The sequence below is a fragment of the Paraburkholderia sp. BCC1886 genome, assembly GCF_900996245.1.
In the GTDB taxonomy this organism is placed as follows: domain Bacteria; phylum Pseudomonadota; class Gammaproteobacteria; order Burkholderiales; family Burkholderiaceae; genus Paraburkholderia.
In genome coordinates this window covers 449,943-475,112 of record NZ_CAAJGK010000041.1, presented here as the reverse complement: position 1 = coordinate 475,112, position 25,170 = coordinate 449,943, and the positions used below count along the sequence as shown (strand labels likewise).

7 protein-coding genes are annotated in these 25,170 nt (G+C 66.7%); all 7 read right to left on the bottom strand.

What is annotated here, in order from left to right; translation table 11 throughout:
* Positions 1-179: 179 nt before the first annotated feature.
* Positions 180-1,622: a peptide synthetase gene (locus tag FQ746_RS11855; protein ID WP_144109538.1), complete on the bottom strand. Its 1,443-nt coding sequence runs from the start codon at positions 1,620-1,622 to the stop codon at positions 180-182.
* Positions 1,623-2,036: 414 nt separating this feature from the next.
* A complete protein-coding gene (locus FQ746_RS11850; RefSeq protein WP_144109537.1) occupies positions 2,037-4,280 on the bottom strand; it encodes a TonB-dependent siderophore receptor in 2,244 nt (747 codons plus the stop codon).
* Between the two features lie 333 nt (positions 4,281-4,613).
* Positions 4,614-6,641, bottom strand: coding sequence for a Fe(3+)-hydroxamate ABC transporter permease FhuB (gene fhuB, locus FQ746_RS11845; RefSeq protein ID WP_260853988.1), 2,028 nt, complete (start codon positions 6,639-6,641; stop codon positions 4,614-4,616).
* On the bottom strand, positions 6,631-7,659 hold the full coding sequence (locus FQ746_RS11840) for an ABC transporter substrate-binding protein (RefSeq protein WP_144109536.1): 1,029 nt from the start codon (positions 7,657-7,659) through the stop codon (positions 6,631-6,633). Before FQ746_RS11840 ends, fhuB begins: the two co-directional genes overlap by 11 nt.
* Positions 7,656-8,447: an ABC transporter ATP-binding protein gene (locus tag FQ746_RS11835; protein WP_144109535.1), complete on the bottom strand. Its 792-nt coding sequence runs from the start codon at positions 8,445-8,447 to the stop codon at positions 7,656-7,658. The genes FQ746_RS11840 and FQ746_RS11835 overlap by 4 nt, the downstream gene beginning before the upstream one ends.
* A gap of 31 nt (positions 8,448-8,478) precedes the next feature.
* Positions 8,479-13,986 carry a non-ribosomal peptide synthetase gene (locus tag FQ746_RS11830; protein WP_144109534.1) on the bottom strand — a complete coding sequence of 1,836 codons (5,508 nt, stop codon included), beginning with the start codon at positions 13,984-13,986 and terminating at the stop codon, positions 8,479-8,481.
* Between the two features lie 26 nt (positions 13,987-14,012).
* The gene (locus FQ746_RS11825; protein ID WP_144109533.1) at positions 14,013-25,130 is read right to left on the bottom strand and encodes a non-ribosomal peptide synthetase; all 11,118 of its coding nucleotides are present in this window, start codon (positions 25,128-25,130) and stop codon (positions 14,013-14,015) included.
* Between the last annotated feature and the right edge of the window lie 40 nt (positions 25,131-25,170).

Sequence of the window (25,170 nt, the reverse complement as noted above, 5' to 3'; positions counted from 1 at the left end):
CGTCGATATCCTCGTTCGTCACACGTTCGCTCGCGTCATGCGACGAACGTACCGGGCCACGCGGGCGCGCGGCGGACCAGTGAAAGCGGCTTGCGGGGGAATGGCAGGCGCCCTGTGCCGGGCGCTCCGCCGCGGAACGCGACACGACGCCCAGGCATCGTGCGGTTCATGAAGAAGCGTCAGGCCGGAGCCTGCGCATCGAGTTCGGCGACGAGTGCCTGAACCCAGTCGTCGGGAATGATCGGCTGGTGATAGGTGCATTCGCCCGACAGCACCGTCGAGCCGTGCAGACGGCCATCGGGAATCAACACCATGTCGCCGACGTTCATCTTGAGTTGCATGCCGACGTTGCCCCAGAACAGCATCTCGCCTTCCTGAATCGTCACCAGGCGGTGATCGTTGTGCACGTGCGTGGTCGAGCACATCTCGAGCGGCTCGACGAAGGTCTCGCGATCGATGTCCGGACACTCGGCGTCGATGCGCGTGCTGATGCGATGCGCGAACGCCACGTAACGGCGAATCGACGAAAGCCAGAGCAACTGTTCGCCGAGATCCCAGCGCGCGCGTTCGCAAAGACGCTCCGCGGCGGCGAGGCCCTGCACGGTCTGCGCATAGGCATTCGTGCCATGAATATCGCCGATGGATTGCAGCGCCTGCGCGAAGCGCGCCACGAGTGCGGCCTGGCGGCTCTGCGCATCGTTAGCCGGACGTCCCGCGGGTTTCAGATGCGCGCAAGCGCGTTCCAGCGCGGCGCTGAACGCGAGCCACTCCGCCTCGGCGGCGAACGCGGCGCCTACCAGCCCGAACGCGCGATCCGGCCGCCGTGCGAGCGCATACAGCAGGTTGCACTTCGCCAGACTGGTCGGCAGATAGAACTGCCAGTACGCGTGCTGCTGACGCGTCACGCCGCACGATGCGGCGACCCGCTCGTACAGCGCCGCGTTGGCTTCGCCGCCGTCGAGCGCCGGCCGCAGCGCCGCGGGCAGCATGTCGAACAGGCCGCTCGCCGCGGCACGCGTCAACGCATGACGCTTCGAAGGCGCGAGTGCCCAACGCTGGACCATGATGAAACGCAGGCCTTCCTCGAGATAGTCGTTGCGCAGCAGACGCGCAAACGTTTGATCCCAGAAAGCGGATTCGGCTTCGACGAGGTTCGAAAGACGCGCTGCCGTAGCCAGCGCGTCGAGCGTTTGCGCGGTGTCCTGAGCGGTGTCCTGCACCAGATATTCGAATGCATACGCTTCGAGGAACGGCGCAATCTGCGCGCCCTGCACCTGCACGTCGTCGCGATAGAAATCGCCGAAACGGGCCCACTCCACTCGGTCCATCGTACGCGGCAAACGCGCGACGCCGAGTTCGTAAATAGACAGCAAGGTGCGGTTCGCGGCCAGCGACGGCAGACGGCTCACGTTGTGCGTGCGCACCGGCTTGGCGAACTTCAGGAACTCGAAGTCCTCGGGACGCAACGGTCGACGATGGTAGTCGTCGTCGAGCACCAGCTCGCTGACTTCGGCGCTGCGGAATGCCTGTGCAGCAGCAAACTGCTTGATGAGGTCGACATAGCGTTCACTGTGGCCGACGAACGGCGCGAAATCGAACAGTAAAGGCGTTGCTTGCGTCATGGCGAAAAATTCCTGCGGCTGACTCGATGAAGTGCGGTGCGGCCCGACCGGCCAGGGCACCGCGTGGATACCGGCAAGCGTCGAAGCGGATAAGACCGCTGCACGCTTCGGCGCTGGACGAACGTCGTGACTCGTGAAGCCGCCAACGAACGCTCTGAGACACGGCTGTCAGAATTCTGAAATACAAATGAGAATGGTTTGCATTCCGACAAATTAATGCTCCTACTGCATGCTTGTCAAGTTTTTAACTGTTTCAGTTCATGCGAGAAGCGCGTCGATCGCGTTGGGAAAACGCTCAATCGATGCGTTATAAATGACAAAACCCCGCCTTGGCCGAGGTTCCATCAAGAACATCGACCCGGGCGGGGTTGAGCGGGATGTCGCTTCGCGCAGTTCGACTGCGCAAAGCCCGGATCAGAAGTCCGATCGAACGGTCAGCATCACGTTGCGGGAATCACCGAACACGCTGTAGAACTCGCCAGGCGGACGGATGTAATAACCGCGATTGAAGATGTTGTTCAACTGCAGCGTCGCTTCTACGTGCTTGTTAAAGCGATACCCGGCCTGCGCGTTGAAGATCGCATAACCGCCCTGCTGCACGCCGCGCGTAATCGCTGTTTGGGCGAGCATGCCGCCGCCGATCGTCACGCCGTTCATCATGCCTTGCGTAAACCTGTAGCTGGTCCACAGCTTGAACAGATGCTTCGGATCCGTGCCGTCGGTCAGATCCGGCGCGTCGTTCTCGTAGTTGACGTTCAGGTACGTGTAGCCCGCATAGACGTTCCAGTTCGGCAACGGCTGGCCGGTAATCTCCAGCTCGAACCCTTCGTCGGTCGACTTGCCGCCCGCGATGTCGCCGGTCGGATGATCCGGGTCGGTGACGGCACGATGGTTGTCGTTGATATGGAACACGGCCGCGGTGGTCTGCAAGCGGTTGTTCAGGAAGCTGGTCTTCAAACCCACTTCGAACTGATCGCCCGTGCGCGGTTGAATACCCGCGCCGGTGTAGGTCGTCTCCGTCTGCGCACTCAGGAATTTCGAATAACTCGCATACGCGGTCATCGCCGAACTGAGGTCGTACACGAGCCCCGCGGACGGCAGGAAGCGATGGTTCAGTTGCGCCACCGTGCTCCAGTCGGACGCCGTCGGAATGATCGTCTGCGAAGTTTGCTGGTAGAACGCTTCACGCACGCCGAGCACCAGTTGCAGCGGCGTCGTCAGATGGATACGGCCCTGCGCGTAGACCCCGTACTGCTCGGTGCGATTGTTCGCGCCGTACGTGAACGGCACGTCCACCTTCGGCACCGAGTTCGGATCGTACAGGCTGTAGGTTTCGCCATCTAACGGACCGTTGAGCGCCACGTAACCCGACTCGGCCGTCGACGACATCAACGAGTAATTCGCGCCGATCGTGAAGGTGTGCGTCTGACCGAATGCGCGGACCGGACCCGACACGTTGGTGTCCGCGCCGAACCAGTCGTACGTGTTGCGTTGACGCTGATCGCCGTAATAAGTCAGGCCGTTCTGCGTCGAGTAAGGACCGGCGTACGCATAGTCCGCGGTGCTTAACTCGTGGCGGTAGAACACCGTGGTTTGCGACTTCCAGCCGTTCTCGAACTTATGCACGAGATTCGCGTTGGCTTCCTGCAGCGAGGTATAAGCGTAATTCCAGCTCGGACTGAAGTTCTGCGTGTACGAACTCGGCACCCGGCCGATCAGTGCCGTCTGGTCGTTATTGACGACACCGGCCGCGCCGTAGTCGAGGCCCGAGATCGGATTGATCTGATAACCCGCCGACAACGACAGCGTCGTGCGCGGATCGAAATCGTAGTCGAGCGCGCCATACGCCATCACTTCCTTCTTGCGCGTACCGTCGACCGATTGCAGACCGTCGCTGCCCACCAGCACCGCACGGCCGCGCAGCGAACCGTCCTTGTTCAGCGGCCCCGTGACGTCGATCATCTGACGCACGCTGCCGTACGAACCGACCTGCGTTTCCGTCGACACATGGAACTGGTCCTGCGGACGCTTGCGCACCAGGTTCACGGTACCGCCCGGCTCGCCTGCGCCGTCCATCACGCCCGACGGTCCGCGGATCACTTCGATGCGGTCGTACATGGCGAGATCGAACTGCTGCAAATATTGCAGACCGCCGACGATCGACACGCCGTCGAATTCCACGCCGAGCATGTTGCCGCGCGCCTTGAAGTAGGCGGTGCCGTCGCCGTAATCGATCGACTCGACGCCGGTGACGTATTTCAACGCGTCCTGAATGGTCGTCAGATTCTGGTCGTCCATGCGTTGGCGCGTGAGCACGGAAACCGAATTCGGAATCTCCTTGATCGGCTGTTCCGTGCGACCGGCGATGGTGGCCGTGCGTCCCGCGTAAGAGCCGCTGCCTTCGGTCGTCGCATCCGGCGCAGCCGTCACGATCACGGGCTTCAGCGAACTGTTCGGCGCGGCGTTCGTGGTCGTGCCGGGTGTGCTCGTGCTGGTGGCGCTGCCGCTGGTGCCGTTATTCGTGCCCGTGCTTTCCTGGGCAAGCGCCGGGCCGGCCCAGATCGCGAGCAGAGCGAGCGTAATCGGCGTGAGCCCCGGTCTGGCGGCGAAGATGGTGTCATGCCGCGCGCGGCGGCTCAGGTCTTTGCTTATTTTCATCGTGATCGACGCAGTTCCGCGTAAAGCCACAAACCCGATTATTTCAAATGATCTGAATATAAACGGGCGTGCCTGTTTTATTGATCGGGTGACCGTCCAGGTCGTCATCGGACTAATACGGCATGACATTCCGCCGTATCGAGACAGTGATTTGAAAGCATTAAGTCGCTTTCAAATACACGGGCGAATCCATTAAAAACTTCGCGCTTCAACGGGCTGCCATTTATCTCGAAACGGATAGTAACCGATAATGATTCGCATTTGCAACGGACCGGATGCAAATCGGCGGTTGCATGGCCGATTTGCCACAAAAAGGCGATTTGCCGCAGCGTTTTACGTCGAGGAGACGCTTTTGCGTAGCGTGAGCACGATCAGATAAGGGCCGCCTATGAGCGTGGCGACGAGTCCCGCGGGCATCTCTTCGGGGAACATCAACTGACGGCCCAGCCATTCGGCGAAACCCATCAGCAAGGCGCCGAAAATCGCCGCGACGATCATCTGCGTACCCGGCCGGCGCGCGCCGGAATAACGCGCGACATGCGGGGCGATCAATCCGACGAACGAAAGCGGTCCGACAATCAGCGTGGACGCGGCGGTCAGCACCGACGCCAGCACCAGAATGCCGACCCGCGCGCGCACCACCGGGACGCCGAGGCTTCCCGCCATCGCCGGGCCGAGGCCGAGCGTTTCGAGCCAGCGCGACATTAGCGGTCCGAGCACCAGCGCGATTAGCGCGATCGCACCCGCTGCGTAAGCGGCAGGCGGCTGAACGTAATAAGTCGAGCCGACCACGAAGTTCATCAGCAGACCGGCCCGCGAATCGCCGCTCGCCAGCAACGCGCTGACGATCGCCTGGAACAGCGCGCTGACCGCGACGCCGATCAGCAGGAAGCGCTCAGGCGCGAACGACGCACGCGCGCCGAGCCATAACAACAGCGCGAGCGTAACCATCGCCCCGCCGAGGCAGCCCACGAACAACGCCGCCGGCGATGGCGTCAAGCCGAGAAACAGCACCGCTACGATGCCGAGCGCACCGCCCGAACTCACGCCGATCAGATCGGGACTCGCCATAGGATTGGCGGTCACGCGCTGGATAAGCGTGCCGGCGATCGCCAGCAGCACGCCGGCGGCCAGCGCCGCGACGGTATGCGGCAGGCGCCAGAACATGAGCGCGTCGAGGCTTGCGCGATCGACGATCGCCCAGCCGTCGAGTCCGCGCGATACGCCGAAGCACAAAGCCAGCACCACCACGAGCGCCACCAGCGCCCACGGCAAACGCCGCCGCAGACGCACCGGCACCGCCTGCGCCACCGCCGCCGAGTGCAGATCGGGCTGCGTGCGAAGACGTGGCAGCAACACCAGCAGCAGCGGGACGCCGAGCAGCGAGGTGACGGTGCCGGTCGGAATCAGATGCGCGGAAAACAGTTCGCCCGACGCGATCACGCGGACGATTTCATCGGTGGCCCATAGCAGGACCGCGCCGAGCGCGGGCGCCCAGACCAGCCGTTGCCTGAGACGCCGCGCGCCGGCGAGGCGCGCGAGCGTCGGCGCGGCGAGCCCGACGAAACCGATCACGCCGACCGCCGACACCACGCAGGCGGTCAGCACGACGGCGATCAGCAGCGCGGCGAAACGTGTGCGCTGCAGCGCGATGCCGAGACCCTGCACGGTCGAATCGCCGGCTTCGAACACGCCGAGCGGACGCCGCAGCAACACCGTCGCCACCAGACAGGCCAGCACGCCCCACAGCACTTGCCGGCTTTCCTGCCAGCCGGTCTGGTCGAGCGCCCCGCCGCCCCAGATCATCAGCCCGCGCAACAGATCGAAATGCGACATGGTGATGGCGAGCGCAATCGCACCGCAGTACATGTTGACGATCATCCCGGACAGAATCACCGCGAGCGACGACATGCGTTGCCGCCACGCGAGGCCGAACACGCAGCCCATCGCCAGCGCCCCGCCCGCCAGCGCCACCGCCGTGCGGCCACCCGCGAGCAGCGACGGCGCCCACAGTTCGGCCACCATCAGCGCGAGATACGCGCCGGGAAAAATGCCGAGCGTCATCGGCTCCGCGAGCGGATTGCGCAGCACCTGTTGCGCGAGCGTGCCGGCCAGACCGAGCGCGCTGCCGCACAACAGCGTCATGACGACGCGCGGCAGCAGGCTGTCGCGCACCAGTACCTGATGCAGATCGCTGCGGTCCGGCGCGAACAGCGTGGACCAGAACGACGCGCCGTTCAGTTCGCCATGAATACCGCTGATCGATAACCCGAGCGCGACGATCGCGAGCGCGCCCACCAGCAGAAAACGGAAATCGCGCGGCGTGTCGGCGCGGGAATCCGCGGTCGGATTACGCAACACCGCCGCCTCCTTTGACAATCTTGTCCAGCGCCGCGACGACCGCACGCGCGAAGCGTTGCATCGACACCAGGCCGCCGTACGGTGCGATAACCGGCAAGCTCGTCACACGTTGCTCGCGAACCGCGGGCAACGCCTGCCAGATCGCGTTGCGTCGTAGCGCCGAGCGTATCTCCGGCGCGATCGGGCCGACATGCAACAGGCTCGCCTGCTGAACGTCGGCAAGACGTTGCAACGGCACCAGCGCGAAACCGGATTGAGTCGCCCATATGCCGTTGCCTTTGCCCGGGTCGCCTGACCCGCCACGCGGATTCGCCGCATTGCTCACGCCGAGCTTCGTCAGCATCTCGTCGAACAGACTGCCGCGTGCGTAGACCCGCAGATGCCGGTCGTCGACCAGATCGCCGACGATCACCGGCTTCGCCGTCAGATCTGCACGCACGGCAAGTTGCGCGCGCACCGATTCCGTCGTGCGCGCGGTAGCGTCGATCAGATCGTTTGCCCGCGCCGGGCGTTGCAACCGAGCGGCGAGTTCGACGGTCTCTGCGCACAGCGCCTGATATGGCGTTGGGCTCTGCATATAAGCACCGAGCGTAATGGTCGGCGCGAGTCGTTCCAGCGACGATCTGGCAGGCGCATGCCCCGGCGTGATGATGAACAGATCGGGATGCAGCATGCGCAGCACGTCGAAATTCGGCTGATACAGCAAACCGATATCGGCGACACCAGCAGGCAGCGGCGGTTCGACGATCGTGCTGCGATACCAGTCGGGCAACGACGTACCGACCGGTGCGACACCGAGCGCGAGAAGCGTCTCGGTGAGTTCCCAGTTCATCGTAATCACGCGATGCGGCGCGCCTGGTTTCGAAGCCGGGACCGGCTGTGCGCTCGCCTCGCCAGATGCGCCCAAGCCACCGCCGCCGCCCAGTGCAGCAGCCAGCCCAAGCGCGCCACCACGCGCCAACCAGCGCCGCCGCGCCACATCCACCTCGCGGCGCGGCAAACCGAACCGCTCGATCATCGCGGGAATCCGATCAGATGGCCGCTCACCGTATCGGTCAGCACGCCCATCGGCACGCCGTAGATGGCTTCGAGGTTGTCGGAGCGCATGGTTTCCGCCGGGTCTGTCTGCATGAGCAGCTTGCCGCCGCGCAAGGACACCAGTTGCGTACAGAAACGCGTCGCCATGTTGACGTCGTGCAGCACCACGATCGCGGTCATGCCGCGCTCGTCGCACAGCTTGCGCACGAGCCCGAGCACTTCCAGTTGATGGCTGATGTCGAGTGCCGAGGTCGGTTCGTCGAGCAGCACGCAGCGGCTGTTCTGCGCGATCAGCATCGCCAGCCAGACGCGCTGACGCTCGCCGCCCGACAGGCTGTCGACCGGACGATCCGCGTAATGGGCGACGTCGGTCCAGGCCATCGCTTCGTTCACGCGCTCGTGGTCGTCTGCGGTGAAGCGGCCGAGCGCGCCATGCCAGGGATAGCGGCCCAGCGCGACCAGTTCGCGCACCAGCAGACCGTCGGTGGCCGGCGTGTATTGCGGCAGATGCGCGACCTGCTGCGCGAAGCGGCGATGCGGCCAGCTCGCGAGCGGCTCGCCGTCGAAATGGATCGTGCCGCCCGTCGGCTGATGCAGACGCGCGAGCAGGCGCATCAGCGACGTCTTCCCCGAGCCGTTATGGCCGATCAGGCCGACCACCTGGCCCGCGGGAATCTCGAGTGTGATGCCCTGCAGCAACTGCTTGTCGCCGATTGCAAAATCGACGTTGCTCAACGAATAAAGTGACTGGTCGCCGGATGCCTGCATGACGAAACGTGGCCTTATCAAATAGTGAGGTTCATTCGCTACGTGCTGCGTGCTGTCCGTTTTGCTCAACCAGCGCGCGCAAGCGGCGCGTCACGCTCTCGTGCAACGCCGGATGCAGCACGATGCCGCTATGCGTGGCGTCGATCCCGATCTCCTCGAAGCTGCCGCTCGTGACCGGTCGCCAGTCGCGTTCGCGTGCGGCCGACGTGTCGCGCGCCGCGCGCCAGAACGTCAGCGGCACATCGACATGCGGCAACTCGTGGGCGACTCGCAGACGGTAATGCAGCCCATCCAGTTCCGCCGTGCGATCGAATAGCGCACGCAGACGTTCGCCGTCGGCTTGCGCGTCGAGCCAGGCGGACAGTCCTTCGTCCACGTCGGCCGCTTCGGGCAACTCGCCGGTGCGGGTGGCCGTATCGAGCAGCCCGAGAAAATCGACCGCGTGACCGCGAGCGCGCAGCACCGCCGCCACGGCGACCGCCAGCCTGCCGCCCAGCGACCAGCCGAGCAGCCTGAACGGCCCGGCGGGTTGCACATGCAGAAGCCGTTCGGCGCATGCATCCGCGAGTGTTTCGAACGACGACGGGTCCGCGCTCGCGGCGTCCGCATTATCCACGAAGCCCGGCGAGCGTAGCGCAATCACCGATGCGACGCCTTGTAGCGCGGCCGCCAGAAACCGGTATTCGCCGATCATGCCGAAGCCCGGATAGAAGCAGAACAGCGTTAGCGGCGCGCCGCTCGCGTTGAGTGGTTGCAACGTCGGGTCGTCGCTGGAACATAGTCTGGCTTCGGTGTAGAAGCGCTGCCGCCAGACGTCGAACGCGGGATGAGCGGTCGGCTGGTCGGTGGCTGCGGACACGTTCGCGGTCAGGCCGGCGAAGAGCGGCATCGTTGCGCGTAGAGGCGGCTCGTTCTCGCTCTTTTCCGTGACCGCACGCTCCGCGAACCCCCGCAAATACGCGTCGAACGACATGACGAGCCGTTCCAGTAGCGCTGCGTCGATGACCTCCGCCGCCGCGCTCCAGTCCACTTTCAGGGAACCGTCTGCGATCAGTCCGTTCAGGTCCAGCAGATGCCGCGGTCCGCTCGCCACGCTGCCGCTCGTGCCATGACCGCTATGCTCGGGCGCGAAACTGAAGCGGCCTTCGCTCAAGCGCTCTTCGAAGCGGCCCAGATAATTGAAGCCGATCGTGGCGCCGCTCAGCGCACCCAGCGCCTCGCGCGTCGAAGCCGAACCGGCGTAGCGCAGCAGATTGTAGTGAAGGCCGTCGGCGGGCACCGAGCGCAGCGTGCGCGCAATCGCGCGGCGCGTTGCTTCGGGATCGGCGAGTGCCGCAAAGCGCAGCGGGTATTGCGTGGTGAACCAGCCGACCGTGCGGCTCAGATCGACACCGGCGACCTGTTCGCCACGACCGTGCCCTTCCATTTCGACAATGACTGGCACTGCCGGCAAATGCTCCGCGCAGGCGTGCGTCAACGCGGCCAGCAACACCTCGTCGATCCGCCAACCGGCGTCGGTGAGACGGCGCGTGGCCGCTGCGTCGAGGCTCCAGTCACGATGCCGCGACTCGCTCCCAGCGGGCGCACTGGCGGCCACGGGTAGCGCCCGCGCCTGCCCGAGATGCTTTTGCCACCACGCCATCTCGCCCAGATGCTCGGGCAGATTCGCGTAGTCCGCGAGTTGACGGGTCCAGTCGGCCCATTGTGTAGCAGGCTTCACCAGCGCCGCTTTTGCGCCCGGCCGACACGCCGCTTCATACGCGTTCATCAGATCGTCGAGCAGGATCCGCCACGACACGCCGTCCACCACGAGATGGTGAATTACCAGCAGCAGACGCGAACCATCCGGCGTCGCCATACACGCGGCGCGCAGCAACGGTCCATCGGCGAGATTCAGGCTGTCGTGGATGCGCTCCGCAAGCGCTTCGATCGCGGCTGCGGGGTCGCGCGACCCGCGCAGGTCTTCCACGTGCAGCAGACCGGCGGCAAGCGCGGGCGACGCGGGCAAGATGGTCTGCGTCCACGCACCGTTTTGCGGATCGCGCCGGAAGCGCGCACGCAGTGCGTCGTGTGCGTCGAGCAGTACGGCCAGCGCAGCTTGCAATGCGTCGGCATCGAGCGTTTCCGCGCTGCGCAACAACACCGCCTGATTCCAGCGCGACGGCGCGTGTGCAAAGCGCTCGAAAAACCACTGCTGCATCGGCGCAAGCGGCGCATCGAGCGGGCCGGAAATCTCGGCCGCCCTGGCGTCGTCTTTATCGACCGCTCGCGCGACCCGCGCGAGCGCGCGCACGGTCGGATGCTCGAACACCTGGCGCGCGCTCACGATCCACCCCACCGCGCGCGCCTGCGCGATCACTCGCAGACTCGAGATCGAATCGCCGCCGAGCGCGAAGAAATTGTCCGTGACGCCCACTTCGTCGCGTCCCAGCACGGTCTGCCAGACGGCCAGCAACGCGGTTTCGAGCGGCCCTTCGGGCGGCGTCGCGACGCTGTCCGCGAGGTCGTCGGGTTCGGGCAACGCGCGGCGGTCGAGTTTGCCGTTCGGTAAGGTCGGCAGCACGGCGAGCGCGACGCAGACGGACGGCACATGCGACGCCGGCAGCGTGCCGGCCAGCGCATCGCGTACCGCCGCCGGAGCAGCGTCGCCGGTGAAGTAGGCGATCAGGCGTTTGTGTGCGCCGTCGCCGCGCAATTCGACAATGGCTTCGCGCACGCCTTCGATGCGCCGCAACGCGACTTCGATCTCGCCTAGTTCGATACGATGGCCGCGCAGTTTGACCTGCTGGTCGAGCCGCCCCAAAAAATCGATCGTGCCGTCCGGCCGGGCGCGGCACAAGTCGCCGCTGCGATACACGCGCGATCCGGGCGCGCCGTACGGATCGGGCACGAAGCGTTCGGCGGTCAGCCCGGCGCGTCCGAGATAACCGCGTGCGAGCGTCGCCCCGCCGATGCACAACTCGCCGAGTGCCCCATCCGGCGCGCGGTTGCCGTCGAGATCGGCGACATACGCATGGCGCGACGGATAACACCGGCCGATTGCGACGATCGCGTGATTCACATCGTCGCGCGTCACCGGATGATGCAGCGCGGCCACCGTCGTTTCGGTCGGCCCATACAGATTGTCGACGGCGACATGCGCGAGCGGACCCTCGTACCAGCGCTGCAACGCGTCGCCGGGCAAGCCTTCGCCGCCCACGGTGATCTGCCGCAGGGCGATCTCGGCGGCCGGCGGCAGCGCAATGCGCCACTGCTGCCACAACGCCGTCGGAATCCGCGCGAAGGTCACGCGTTCGTCGATCAGCGTCCGGTTCAGCGTGTCCAGTTCCCACGCACGCGGCCCGCGCATCGCCACCCGGCCGCCCGCGATCAGCGCGGGCAGCAGTTCATGCAACGCGACATCGAAATTGACCGTGGACGATTGCAGCACGACGTCGGTCTCGACGATGCGATGATCGTGCAGAAAGTCGTCGAGATGCAGCGCGAGCGAGCGGTGTGAGATGGCGACGCCTTTCGGCGTGCCGGTCGAACCGGATGTGTAGATCACATAGGCGAGCGCGTCGGGTTGGACCGGCCAATGGGTGTCGTTAACGCGGGCCGCTTCGTGATCTACCGCTCGCGCCGCGTGTGCGGAAAACGCCCGCAACGGCGTCAGCATGTCGCGCCATTGCTCGCGCGTCGTATCGTCCACGACGACTCGCGTCACGCCCGCATCGCCGATCATCGCGCGTAGACGCGCTTCTGGGTATTCCGGGTCCAGCGGCACGAACGCGCCGCCCGCTTTCAGCACGCCTAGCAGCGCAGCAGGCAGGGCAAGCGAGCGTTCGAGCAACAGGCCGACGCGTTCACCGGGGGCGAGTCCGTCGCCGCGCAACGCATGGGCGATGGCGTCGGACCAGTTGTCGAGTTCCGCGTAACTTAGCGAGGCGCCTTCGCAGCGCAAGGCCACACGCGTCGGACAGAGTCGCGCGCGGGCAGCGATGCGCTCATGCGCGGCGGCGAACGCCGCAGCAGGCTCGCGACCCGGCTGCATCCCGCCCTCACCTTCCAGCGGCGCGTTCCGGTAAGCGGTCAAATCTCCGACACGCCGCTCGGGCTGCGCGGCAATCTGCTCCAGCAACGCGATGTAATCGGCGAGCATGCGTTGTACGGTCGCTTCGACGAAACGGTCGCAGGCATAAGTCAGCGCGAAATCCACCGTTTGATCCGCGCCGCGATCCCGCGCGTTCAGCGCGAGATCGAAGCGCGCGGTGGTCGCGACATCGACGATGGACTCCGCCAGCAGCCCATCCGCGGCGTGTCCGGTGCGCGTGTCGTGCGTATCGACGGCGAGATCGAACATCACCTGAAACAGCGGCGAGCTGTCCGGGTTGCGCTCGATATCGAGCGCCTTCACGAGTTGCGCGAACGGTACGTCGCGGTTGGCCTGCGCGTCGAGCACGCGCTCGTGCAGCGCGCGCAGCAGCGCGTCGAACGGCGCGGCGCCGTCGAGGTCCGCACGCACGATCAGCGTGTTGACGAAAAAGCCGATGAGCGCTTCGCTCTCGCGCCGCTCGCGGCCGGCCGACGGCACGCCGACCACCACCGTGCGCTGTCCCGAGTAGCGGTACAGCAGCACGTCGAACGCGGCCAGCAGCAGCGTGAAGAGCGTGGTGCGCTCGCGGCGCGCAATCTCGCGCAGCGGTTGCGCGAACGTCGCGGGCAGACTGAGCCGCACGCGGCCGCCATCGTGCGAACGGGTTGCTTTGGGTGGCACGTCGCGTGGCAGCGTGATCGCGCGAGGCGCGCCGTCGAGCCGCTCGCGCCAATGCGCGATCTGCCGGTCGAACGTGTCGAGCGCGACCCATTCGCGTTGCCACAGCGCGAGGTCGGCGAACTGCACCGGCAATGCGGGCAGGTCCTCACCGCGATACAGCGCGAGCAGATCGCGGAACAGCACGTCCATCGACCACGCATCGGCGACGATGTGATGCACGACGATCTGCAGCACGCGGCAATCGGCGGCGGTGTCGAACAGACCGACCCGCACGATCGGACCGTTTTCCAGATCGAACGGTGCGTTGGCGAAGGCCTGCAACTCAGCGGTCAGCCTAGAAGAATCGGCCTCGGCTGAAAGATCCCGCTGCACGAATCCATAAGCCGCTTCGCGCACTGCATATTGCGTGGGCACGCCGTCGCCTGCATCGAAACGCAAACGCAATGCTTCATGCCGCATCAGCAAAGCGTCGATCGCGCGCCGCAGGCGAGGCACGTCCAGCGCGCCGGTGAGCCGCAGCGTATGCGCGATGTGATAGCCGGCATGCGCCGGATCGAGACGCCACAGAAACCACAGGCGCTCCTGCGCCGGCAGCAGCGGGAAGCGTTCGGGACGCGGTTCGAGCGGCACGGCGGGCAGCGCCGCGGTATCCAGTCCCTGGGCATGCGCGCGCGCGCGAAACAGCGCGCGCCGGTCTTCGGGCAACGCCGCGTATTGCTGCGCGAGACGCAAGCCGTCGTTGCGCGGGCGCGTCTGCTGCTTGGAATGGGTGGTGTCCGTCACGTTCGTCGATTCCAGTTATCCGGCGATTACAGCGAGTCCATCAAATCCTGCAACGCGGCGAAGGGGTCCGCGCCGCCGTCACCGGATGACGCCGTCTCGTCCAGTTGCGCGGCCAGATCGGCAAGACGCGGATGCGTGAACAGCAGCGCCAGTTCGATCTTGCGGCCAAGCCCTTCGCCCACGCGCGCAGCGACCCGCACGGCCGCGAGCGAATTGCCGCCGAGCGCGAAGAAGTCGTCGTCGGCGCCCACTCGTTCGATGCCGAGCACGTCCGCCCATACGTCGCACAGCAAGGTCTGGGTCGGGCCGGACGGCGCGGAGTAAGCGTCGGTGAAACCTGCCGTTACCGCTGGCAACGCGTTGCGGTTCAGCTTGCCGTTCGACGTCAGCGGCAACGCGTCGAGCCGCACGATCTGCGCGGGCACCTGTTGTGCGGGCAGTCGCGACGCGAGCAGCGCACGCAACCCCGCAGGCTCGGCCGCGCCGACCACGAAGCCAATGAGCCGGCGACTCGTGCCCTCGCCCTGAATCTGACAGGCGGCGGCGCTGACGCCGTCGAGTGTCAGCAGCGCGGCTTCCGTTTCGCCGAGTTCAATACGGAAACCCCGCAGCTTCACCTGCTGATCCGCGCGGCCGAGGTAATCGAGCCGGCCGCCGCGCCGCACCCGGCACAGGTCGCCCGTGCGATACAAACGTGCCCCCGGCGCACCGGACGGATCGGGGATGAAGCGATCCGCGGTAAGCCCGGCGCGTCCGAGATAGCCGCGCGCCAGATTGGCCCCGCCGATGCATAGCTCGCCGATGCCGTTCTCGGGCACCGGGTTGCCGTCGGCGTCGATGACCAGCAGCGACGTATGATCGAGCGGCGCACCGAGCGTAATGGGTACGCCCGCGCCATCCAGCCTGGCGGCGCTCGACCAGATCGTCGTTTCGGTCGGGCCGTACAGGTTCCAGAGTTGGGCGCCGTGATGCTGCAAGGCAGCCGCGAGATCCGGTGGCAGCGCTTCGCCGCCGCTCAGGGCGACGAAGCGGGCGCTGCTGCTCTGGTTCGACCTACGCGGTTGGTCTTGCCCTTTCCAGCCGCCGTCGAGCAGCACGCGCCAACCCATCGGCGTGGCCTGCATCACGGTGGCGCGCGAACGTGTAGCGAGTTCGGCGAGACGCCGGCCGTCGATCACCGTCTCGCGCGGCGCGAGTTCGATGGTGGCGCCGGTCAACAGCGGCAGGTAAAGCTCGAGCGCGGCGATATCGAAAGACAAGGTCGTCACGGCGAGCCAGACATCGTCGGGCGTCAGCGCGAGCCGTGCCTGCATGCTGTCGAGAAAACGCCCGAGCGCGCCGTGCGACACGCCGACGCCCTTCGGCTTGCCCGTCGATCCCGATGTGTAGATCACGTAGGCGAGTTGATCGGCGTGAACGAGAGCGGGAAGCTGGACCAACGCCGTATCGCCGTCGTGCTGCAACACGTCGATGTCGACGAAGGTCTGGGCGAGTTCCTGCTGCTCCAATCCTTCCAGCCGTTCACGCCCCGCCGGATCGACCAGTGTGCAGGCGAGCCCCGCGTCCTCGATCATCCCGGCGAGATGCGCGGCCGGGTACGCGGGATCGAGCGGTACATACGCGGCGCCTGCTTTCAACGTGGCCAGCACGGCGACCAGCATCGACGGCGAGCGCGACGTGCACACGCCGACCCGCGTTTCGGGACCCACACCACGCAAGACGAGCCGTTGCGCGAGGCGCGTCGCGCGGGCGTCGAGTTCGGCATAGCCCAGCGCCATGCCGTCACAGCGAACGGCACTCGCATCGGGCGACAAGGCAGCCTGCGCGGCGATACGCGCGGCAACGGGCACGAACTCGAGCGCCGCATCGCGATCCGCACCGCGTTGCGCAACAGCGGGCGCATCGAGCACGAAATCTCGCAGATGCAGCGGCCTTGCTTTCTCGCTGCGAGCGTTGACCACCACTTGCTTCAGCAGCGCGAGATAGTCGGCCATCAAACGCTCGACCGTCGCACGATCGAAAATATCCGTGGCGTAGCTGAACGACATACCGACCCGCTCCGCAATCGACACGCCGAGCGTCAGATCGAACTGCGCGGCCGTGCGCTGTCCGCCAAGCGGTTCAAGCCGCAACGGCGAACCGGCCCGCTCGCCGGGACTACGCCCTCGCGTGTTCTGCACGTCGAGATTGAACATCGCCTGGAACAGCGGCGTGTGATTCGCGGCCCGCACCGGCTGCACCGCATCGACGATCTGCGCGAACGGCACGTCCTGATTCGCCTGCGCTTCGAGCACGCGCTGCTTCACCTGATCGAGCAACGCGTCGAACTGCACCGCGCCGGACAGCTCCGTGCGGATCACGGCCGTATTCACGAAGAAGCCGATTAGCGGTTCGACTTCGAGCCGTTCGCGACCCGACATCGGAATGCCGATGCGAATGTCCCGCTGACCGCCATAGCGATGCAACAGCGCATGGAATGCCGCCAGCAAGGTCATGAACAGCGTCGCGTCGTGACGCCGCGCGAACGCCTGCAGCGCATCGACCAGCGGCGGCTCGAATCCGGCTTCCACCTGAGCGCCCGCCGCGCTGCGCGGCGTCGGGCGCGGACGGTCGGCGGGGAGTTCGAGCACCGGTTGCTCGTCGCCGAGCCGCGTGCGCCAGTAGTCGAGTTGTCGTGCGAGGCGTTCGGCGTCGAGCGTGTCGCGCTGCCAGACCGCGTAATCGGCGTACTGCACCGGTAGCGCGGCGAAGTCCGCGGCACGACCGGCGCGACGCGCCTCGTAGGCCGACATCAGCTCGTCGATCAGGATATTCAGCGACCAGCCATCGGCGGCAATGTGATGGATGGCCAGCGCGAACACATGCGAGCCGTCGTCGAGCCCCGCCAGTTGCGCGCGCAACAGCGGCCCGCGCGCCAGGTCGAACGCTTGCGCGGCGCCGTCGCGCAGCCAGGTGGCGAGCCCCGCGTCGCCGGCATCGCGGAAAGCGGCTTCGCGCCAGCTTGCGCGCACCGAAGGGTCCACCACCAGCCACGGCTGGCCGTCGCGTTCTTCGAAACGCGTATGCAGCATCTGATGCCGCGCGACGATGTCGTCGAGCGCCGCGCGCAGCGCGCGCGCATCGAGCGCACCGTCGATCCGTACCGCCAGAGACAGGTGATACGCCGCATTGTCCGGCGCGAGGCGCCACAGGAACCACAGCCGTTCCTGTCCATGAGTCGGCCGCGCTTCGCTGCGACCCAGGCGCCGCACCGCCGGAAGATTGCGCGGTGACCCTTCCTCTTGCGCCCCGGCTGCTTCGAGCGCTGCTGCAAGCGAACCCAGCACAGGTTGATCGAACAAGGTACGCAACGGCACCTCACGGCCGAGCGCGCGTTGCAGCCGCGCGGCGACTTGCAGCGCGAGCAGCGAGTGACCGCCGAGCGCGAAGAAATCGTCGCTGGCGCCGACGCGTTCCACGCCCAGCACCGACTCCCAGATTTGCGCGAGCGTGGTTTCGAGCGGCGTGCGCGGCGCCAGATAATCGGCGCTGTCGGCGTCGAGCACCGGCAGCGCCTTGCGATCGAGTTTGCCGTTCGGCAAGGTCGGCAGCACGTCGAGCACCGCGATCGCCGAGGGCACCATATACGCCGGCAAGACCCGCGCGAGCGCATCGCCCAAGCGATCGGCGAGGCCCGCCTCGACCTCGCGCGACGACGGCACTACGTACGCGAACAGACGCTTCGCATCCTGCTCGCCGCGCACGATGGCGACCGCTTCGGCGACCTCCGGTTGCGCACACAACACGCTTTCGATCTCGCCCAGCTCGATGCGCAAGCCCCGCACCTTCACCTGCTCGTCGAGCCGTCCGACGTACGCGACGCTGCCGTCCGGCAGCCAGCGACACAGGTCGCCGGTGCGATACAGGCGCGCACCCGGCGCACCGGACGGATCGGGCACGAAGCGCTCGGCGCTCTGCGACGGACGTCCGTAATAGCCGCGCGCCAGCGCTTCGCCGCCGATGCACAACTCGCCGATACCATGCTGCGGCGCGGGCTCCCCATCGAGATCGAGAATCCGGTAGACGCGCGACGCTCGCGGTCCGCCGATCGGCGCGGCGACGCAACCGGCATGGTCGCGCCGGATGGGTTGCGCGGATGCGGTAATCGCCGTCTCGGTCGGCCCGTAGTTATTGACGAACGGCACGGCCGCGAGCGGCCCGTCGAACCACTGCGCGATGGCGTTGCCCGGCAATGCTTCGCCGGCCACCATCACGCGGCGCAGGACGAGCCCCGGAAGCGGCGCGTCGAGCTGACGCATCCACTGCTTCCAGTAACCCGTCGGAAAATCGGCGACAGTGACGCCGCGCTCCACCAGCACGCGGCTCAATTCGGCGCCGCTCCAGAGCGTCGGACCGCGCATCTCGATCGCGGCGCCGACCGCCAGCGTAGCGAAGATCTGCTCGACCGAGGTGTCGAAGTTGACCGTCGTGAATTGCAGCACGCAGTCGTCCGCGTTCAGCCGGTTGTCGGCGATGAAGTCGTCCAGATGCAGACTCAGCGCGCCATGCGTGATGGCGACGCCCTTCGGCCGGCCGGTCGAACCCGAGGTGTAGATGATGTAGGCCAGCTGCCCGGCGCGCAGGTTGTGTCCGCCGATGGCGTCGTTATCAGCGACGGCATCGGTCGAATCGACCCGCACGCTTTCGCACGCGGCTTCGGCGAGCCATGCCGAATGTGCGGCATCCGTCGATGAATCCGTCAGCACGGTATTCAGCCGCGCGTCGTCGATCATGTCGCGCAGCCGCTCGCGCGGATAGGCGGGATCGAGCGGGACATACGCGCCGCCAGCCCGCATCACGCCGAGCAGCGCCGCGATCAATGCGGGAGAGCGCTCGATGCACACGCCGACCGGCAGGTCGTCGCGCACACCGGCGTCGATGAGACGCCGAGCGATACGCGCCGACCATGCATCCAGCTCGCGATAGCTCAAGGTTGCGTCGCCGCAACGCACCGCGCGCGCATCGGGGCGCAACTGCGCGGCGGCTTCGAAGCGCGCTGTCACCGAACGATAGGCGTGCCGCCGGTCCGGCTGACTTGCCGTGCCTTCGATGCCCTGGCGGCCTTCGACGCGCAGCGTCGCCAGACGGGTCGTCGACGCGCTGTCGGCCAGACGCTCGAGCACTTCGACATAGGCTGCGGCCAGCGCCGCGACACCCGGCGCGTCGAGACGCGCGGTATCCCAACTCCACTCCAGAGCGATCCGCTCGCCCGGCAACACGCCAAGCGTCAACGGATAGTGCGTGCGTTCGAACGAGGCCGACGTGGCGACCGTCAGGCCGAGCGAGCCATCGCTCAAGGCCGGATCGACGGGATAGTTTTCGAACACCAGCAGCGAATCGAACAATGCGCCGAAACTCGCGCCCGCCCATTGCTGGATAGACGACAGCGGCGTGTGCTCGGCCTGCCGCAGTGCGACGTTGTGCGCCTGCAGCGCGCGCAGCCAGTCGCCGAGCGGCCGGTCCGCGGGCACGTCCACCCACAGCGGCAAGCTGTTGATGAACAAACCCTGCATCGCCGATGCCCCCGGCAACGCCGCCGGCCGCCCCGCCACCGTCACGCCGAATGCGGCCTGGCGGCGGTTCGCATGACGCGCCAGCACGATCGCCCACGCGGCCTGGATCAGCGTATTCAGCGTCACGCCGTGCCGCTGCGCGGCTTGCGTCAACGCACGGCTCAGCGGTGCAGCGAGCGTGTCGGCGCGGTGGTCGAAACGGCTTTCGTTGTCGTGGGCGCGGGAGGCTGGCTGTGTAGCTGGCTGTGTAGCTGATTGTGTAGCTGCCTGACTCGCTGTCTGTGCCGCGACGCCATCGGCGAGCAAAGCCGGGCGGTCCACCCGCGCGAGTTGCGCGCGCCACCAGTCGGCGGAATCGGGTTGTGCGTCGAGCCATTCGAGGTAGCGCCGATACGGCACGACCGCGTCGAGCGCAGGCGTCTCGCCACGACTCGCCGCGACGTAAGCGCGGGTCAATTCGCCGAGCAGTTGCGCCTGGCTCCAGCCATCCGACAGCGCATGGTGATTGACCCACGCGAGATCGTGCGCGCCATCCGGCCGGCGGAACAGCGTCGCGTGCATCAACGGCGCGGCGTTCAGATCGATACGCGCGGCGGCGCGCTTGTCGAACCAATGCGTGAAGGCTTGTTCGTAGTCGTCGCGGGTACGCCAGTCGGTCACCGAGAACGGCTCCGGCACGCGCTTGTGCACGACCTGCAGCATCCCCCCGCCGTGCGCGCGCACAAAGCGCGTGCGCAACACCGCGTGACGCTCGACCACCGTGCGCCACGCCGAGCGCATCGCGTCGATATCGAGCGCGCCGTGCAAGGTCAGGCGTTTGCGGTTCACGTACGCATCCGGCTTCAGCAGACTGTGGAACAGCAAGCCTTGTTGCAGCGGCGTGGCAGGATACACGTCCTCGATATCGGCTACGTTCACGCCGAGCGCTTCGAACTCGGACTGCGTCAAACGCGCCAGCGGAAAGTCGGCGGCGCTGGCACGCGGCACGGCCGCCGCGCAATGCGCGACGAGCCGCGCGACTTCGCGGTCGAAGGCCTGCATCAACGCTTCGACGCGCGCGTGCGGCAAGACCGCCGGATCGTATCGCCAGCCGAGCGACAGGCAGCCGCCGACGATCATCCCGTTCAGATCCAGCGGATACACCAGTGCTTCGTCATCCGGTTGCGGGTTGCCCGCGTCTTCCGACGCGAAACCGAACGGGCCGTCGACGGCCAGGCTCTGATCGAACTGACCGAGATAGTTGAAGCTGATGCGCGGCGCGGGCAACGCGGCGAGCGCCGACCGTGCGGCATCGTCGCCGCAGGCATGGAGCCAGCCCCACGACGCGCCGTCGTCCGGCAGGTTGCGCAAGCGTTCCTTGGTGGCGATCAGCGTGCTTGCATCGTCCTGCGAGGCACTCAGCCACACCGGGTAACGCGTCGTGAACCAGCCGACCGTGCGGCTCGAATCGATATCCTGCCCGCGGCCATGCCCTTCCAGCGCGAGCAGCGCACCCGAGCCGCCGAACGTGCTCGCGACCGCGCGCGTGAGCGCGGCCAGCAGCAGTTCGTCGATGCCGAGCCGATATGCACGCGGCGCCGCGCGGCGCAACGCATCGGTCGCGGCCGCGTCGAGCCGCCAGTCGAGCACGCGGCTGGTCGCCGTGGTGCCGATCGCAGGTTTCAACACCGGCTGCGAGCTTTGCGCCGCTTCCCGTAGCATGTCCTGCCACGCCGGCAAAGCTAGCGCGAGCCTGTTTTCCGTGATCGCCTCACGTTGCGCGACGACCCATGCGCTCCACGGCAGCGCCGCATCGAGCGTGGGCGCGCGGCCTTCGCGCGTCGCGGCATACGCGGCTTGCAGATCGCCGAGCAGAATGCGCCACGACACGCCATCCACGGCGAGGTGATGGACGACCAGCAGCAAGCGGCCATGCGACGCGCCATCGGCTGCTGCAGGCAAACGGAAGTAGACCGCTCTCAAAAGCCGGCCGGATTCCGGGTCCAGTTGCCGCTGGGCGCGCTGCCCTTCGGCTCGTAATGCATCTGTCCAGTTCTGCGGCAAGCTAACGCTCGAACACAAGCCCGCCGGAACCTCGGCCAGCACCTGCTGCCGCCAGCCTTCGCCATGACCGTCGCCAAGCCGTTCAAACCGCAACCGCAACGCATCGTGACGTCGAACCACCGCCGCGAGTGCACGCTCCAGCGCATCGGTGTCGAGTTCGCCGCGCACGTCGAGCAGCACCGACTGATTCCAGTGCGCTTCGCCTTCCGGATAGCGTGTGAAAAACCACGCCTGAATCGGCGTGAGCGGCAATACGTCGCGAATTTCGGCGACGTCTTCGACGGCGTCCAGCGGCACCATCACCGCGGCGAGGCGTGCGATGCTCGGTTGCTCGAACACCTGGCGCGGCGTCACGAGCCAGCCTTGCGCGCGCGCCCGGGCGATCAGTTGCAGACTCAGGATGGAATCGCCGCCGACGGCAAAGAAATCGTCGTCCACGCTCAGGTCGTCGCGACCCAGCACCGACGACCACAGCGCGAGCACGATGCGTTCGGCGTCGTTACGCGGCGCGATACGTTCGCTGTCCACCGCCGCGCCGATAGCGGGCAACGCCGCGCGATCGACCTTGCCGTTCTGCATCACCGGCAGCTTATCGAGCACCGCAATCGCGGACGGCACCATATGCGCGGGCAGCTCCTGGGCGAGCACGCGCTGCAGCGCGAGATCGTCGAGCGCGGCCGCGTCCTTGCCGACCACGTACGCCACCAGCCGCGGCGCGCCAAGGTCGCTGGTCAGCACGACGACCGCGCTCGCCACGCCCGTCTGACGACGCAGCGCCGCTTCGATTTCACCCGGTTCGATACGGAAGCCGCGCAGCTTGATCTGCTGATCGAGCCGGCCGAGAAAATCGATGGCGCCGTCCGCGCGGCGCCGGCACAGGTCGCCGGTCCGATAAAGACGCGCGCCCGTGCCCGACGGATCGGGCACGAAGCGTTCGGCGGTCAGCGCAGGCCGGTCCAGATAGCCGCGCGCGAGCGTATGGCCGCCGATGCACAACTCGCCGAGTGCGCCGACCGGCGCGTCGTTGCCGTCGCGGTCGAGCACCCGCGCCGTGCGCGAACCGTACGGCGTGCCGATGGAGACGATCGGCTGCGACGTGTCGTCGGCGGTGGTCGCGCGGAACATGCAGGCGACGGTGGTTTCGGTCGGTCCGTACAGATTGGCGAGGCCGATATGACCGAGCGGACCGTCGCGCCATTGCGCGAGCGCATCGCCCGGCAGGCCTTCGCCGCCCACGGTGATCTGCCTCAGTGCTGACAGCGAAGCGGCGGCGGGCGGCGAGCGCAGCCACTGCTGCCAGTAAGCGGTCGGCAAACGGGAAAACGTCACGCGCGCGTCGATCAGGTGACGGCTCGTGGTGTCGATGTCCCACGGCTCGGCGCCGCGCATTTCGACCTTGCCGCCGCGCAGCAGCGCGGGCAGCAGTTCGTGCAGCGCGACGTCGAAGTTGATCGTCGACGATTGCAGCACGGTGTCGTCGGCACCGATGCCATGCGCGTCGATGAAGTCGTCGAGATGCGCGGCAAACGCGCCATGACTGATCGCGACGCCTTTCGGACGTCCCGTGGAACCCGACGTGTAGATCACGTAAGCCAGTTGTGCAGGATGCGGCTTCGTCTCTTCGATCCCAACCGGCTCGTCTGTCTGACCATCCGCCGCCCCCACGTCGAGCGCCACGCGCCCCTCGAACAGTTCGCCGCACTGCGCGAGCGTCGAGGCGTCGGTCAGCACGACGCGCACACCGGCGTCGTCCATCATCATCGCGAGGCGATCGGCGGGATACGCCGGGTCGAGCGGCACGAACGCGCCCGGCGAACGCAGCGTGCCGAGCAGTGCCGCAACCATGCCGATTGACCGCGTCATGCAGATGCCGACCCGCTCGTCCGCGCGCACGCCCGCGTGCGCGAGGCGCCGCGCGATCAGGGCGGCCCAGTCGTCCAGTTGCTTATAGGTCGCGCGTTCGCCTTCGCAATGCACGGCCAGCGCGTACGGTCGACGGGCGACGCTATCGGCGAAACGCGTCGGCACCGGCTGGAAGGCTTTTTCGGGCGGCAGCGCGGGAATATCGCGGTTGAGTTGCAGCGCGCCGAGCGGCACGTCGGGCTGCGCCGCGATCTGTTCGAGCAGGCTCACGTAGTGATCGAGCATCTGGCCGATCATCGCGCCGTCGAACAGGTCCTCCGCGTACGTCAGCGCGACTTCGAGGCCCTGCGCTCGGTCGCGGGCTTCCAGCACCAGGTCGAAACGCGCGGTTTGCGTGTCCACCTCGTGGTTCGACACATCGAGACCCGGCAATTGCAGCGTCTCGCGATCCGCGCCGAGATAGTTGAACATCGCCTGGAACAGCGGCGTATGACCGAAGCTGCGCTGCGGCTGCAACGCTTCGACGAGTTTGGTGAACGGCAGATCGGCGTGACCTTGCGCTTCGAGCACGCGCTCGCGTACTTGCGCGAGCAGGTGCTTAAAGCGCGCGACGCCCGCGAACTCCGTGCGGATCACCAGCGTGTTGACGAAAAAGCCGATGGTGCGCGCGACTTCCGGCCGGTCGCGGCCGGCCACCGGCACGCCGACGCGGATATCGGACTGGCCGCTGTAGCGCGCGAGCAGCACGTCGTAAGCGGCCAGCAGCGTCATGAACGGGGTTGCGTCGGCGGCCAGCGACAGACGCGCGAGCGCAGCCTGCAAGGTCACGGGCAGAACGCGTGCGATGCGCGCACCCGCGCCGCTGCGCATGCCGTTGCGCGTGCGCCGGTGCGGCAGTTCGAGCACCGGATGATCGCCGCCGAGCCTGCCGCGCCAGTAGTCGAGCTGGCGTGCGAGGGTGTCTTCGTCGAACCATTCGCGCTGCCATTGCGCGTAGTCGCCGTATTGCAGCGCGGAGGTCGCCGCCGGTGTCGCGCCTGCTGTTCGAGGTTCCGCGCCGGCTGCCAAGGCAACCGCCGCCCGATACGCCGCCGCGAATTGCGACACGAACACTTCGATCGACAGGCCATCGGAGACAATGTGATGCACGGCAATATGCAGCACGTGATCGTTAGGACCGAGCGCGATCAGCGCGACGCGCAGCAGCGGACCGCCTTCGAGATCGAACGGCAGCGCCGAGCGGCTGGCAAGCAGCACATCTAGGCCATTGGTCGACGCAAGCTCGAACGTGTCCCAGCCGTATTGACGCGGACCGGTAGTCTGGAACGGCACGCCGTCCACTTCGTCGAACCGCTGGCGCAGACTTTCGTGCGCATCGACGACGCGATCGAGCGCCGAGCGCAACGCCGTCACGTCGAGGCGGCCGCGCAGGCGCACCGCGCCGGTCACGTTGTACGCTGCGCTCGACGGGTCCAGACGCCACAGAAACCACAGGCGCTCCTGAGCATGCGACAGCGCGAAGCGTCGCTCGCCGCCCGGAAACGGCACCACGGGCAGACGCGCCGCGTCGATACCGCTCTGCTTCACGCGTCCGCGAAACGCCTCGCGCTTGTCGGGCGGCAACGCCACGTACGCCGTCGAAATGGACAACAGTTCGTTCGACACTTCGCTCGCAATCTGGGTCATGGGGCTCTTGATTCGGGAGGGGTCGCGGCAGCCAGGCTGG

Excerpts from the sequence above, each read along its gene's own strand:
- FQ746_RS11855 (WP_144109538.1), bottom strand. The coding sequence starts at position 1,622 with ATGACGCAAGCAACGCCTTTACTGTTCGATTTCGCGCCGTTCGTCGGC.
- FQ746_RS11850 (WP_144109537.1), bottom strand. The coding sequence starts at position 4,280 with ATGAAAATAAGCAAAGACCTGAGCCGCCGCGCGCGGCATGACACCATC.
- FQ746_RS11840 (WP_144109536.1), bottom strand. The coding sequence starts at position 7,659 with ATGATCGAGCGGTTCGGTTTGCCGCGCCGCGAGGTGGATGTGGCGCGG.
- FQ746_RS11835 (WP_144109535.1), bottom strand. The coding sequence starts at position 8,447 with ATGCAGGCATCCGGCGACCAGTCACTTTATTCGTTGAGCAACGTCGAT.
- FQ746_RS11825 (WP_144109533.1), bottom strand. The coding sequence starts at position 25,130 with ATGACCCAGATTGCGAGCGAAGTGTCGAACGAACTGTTGTCCATTTCG.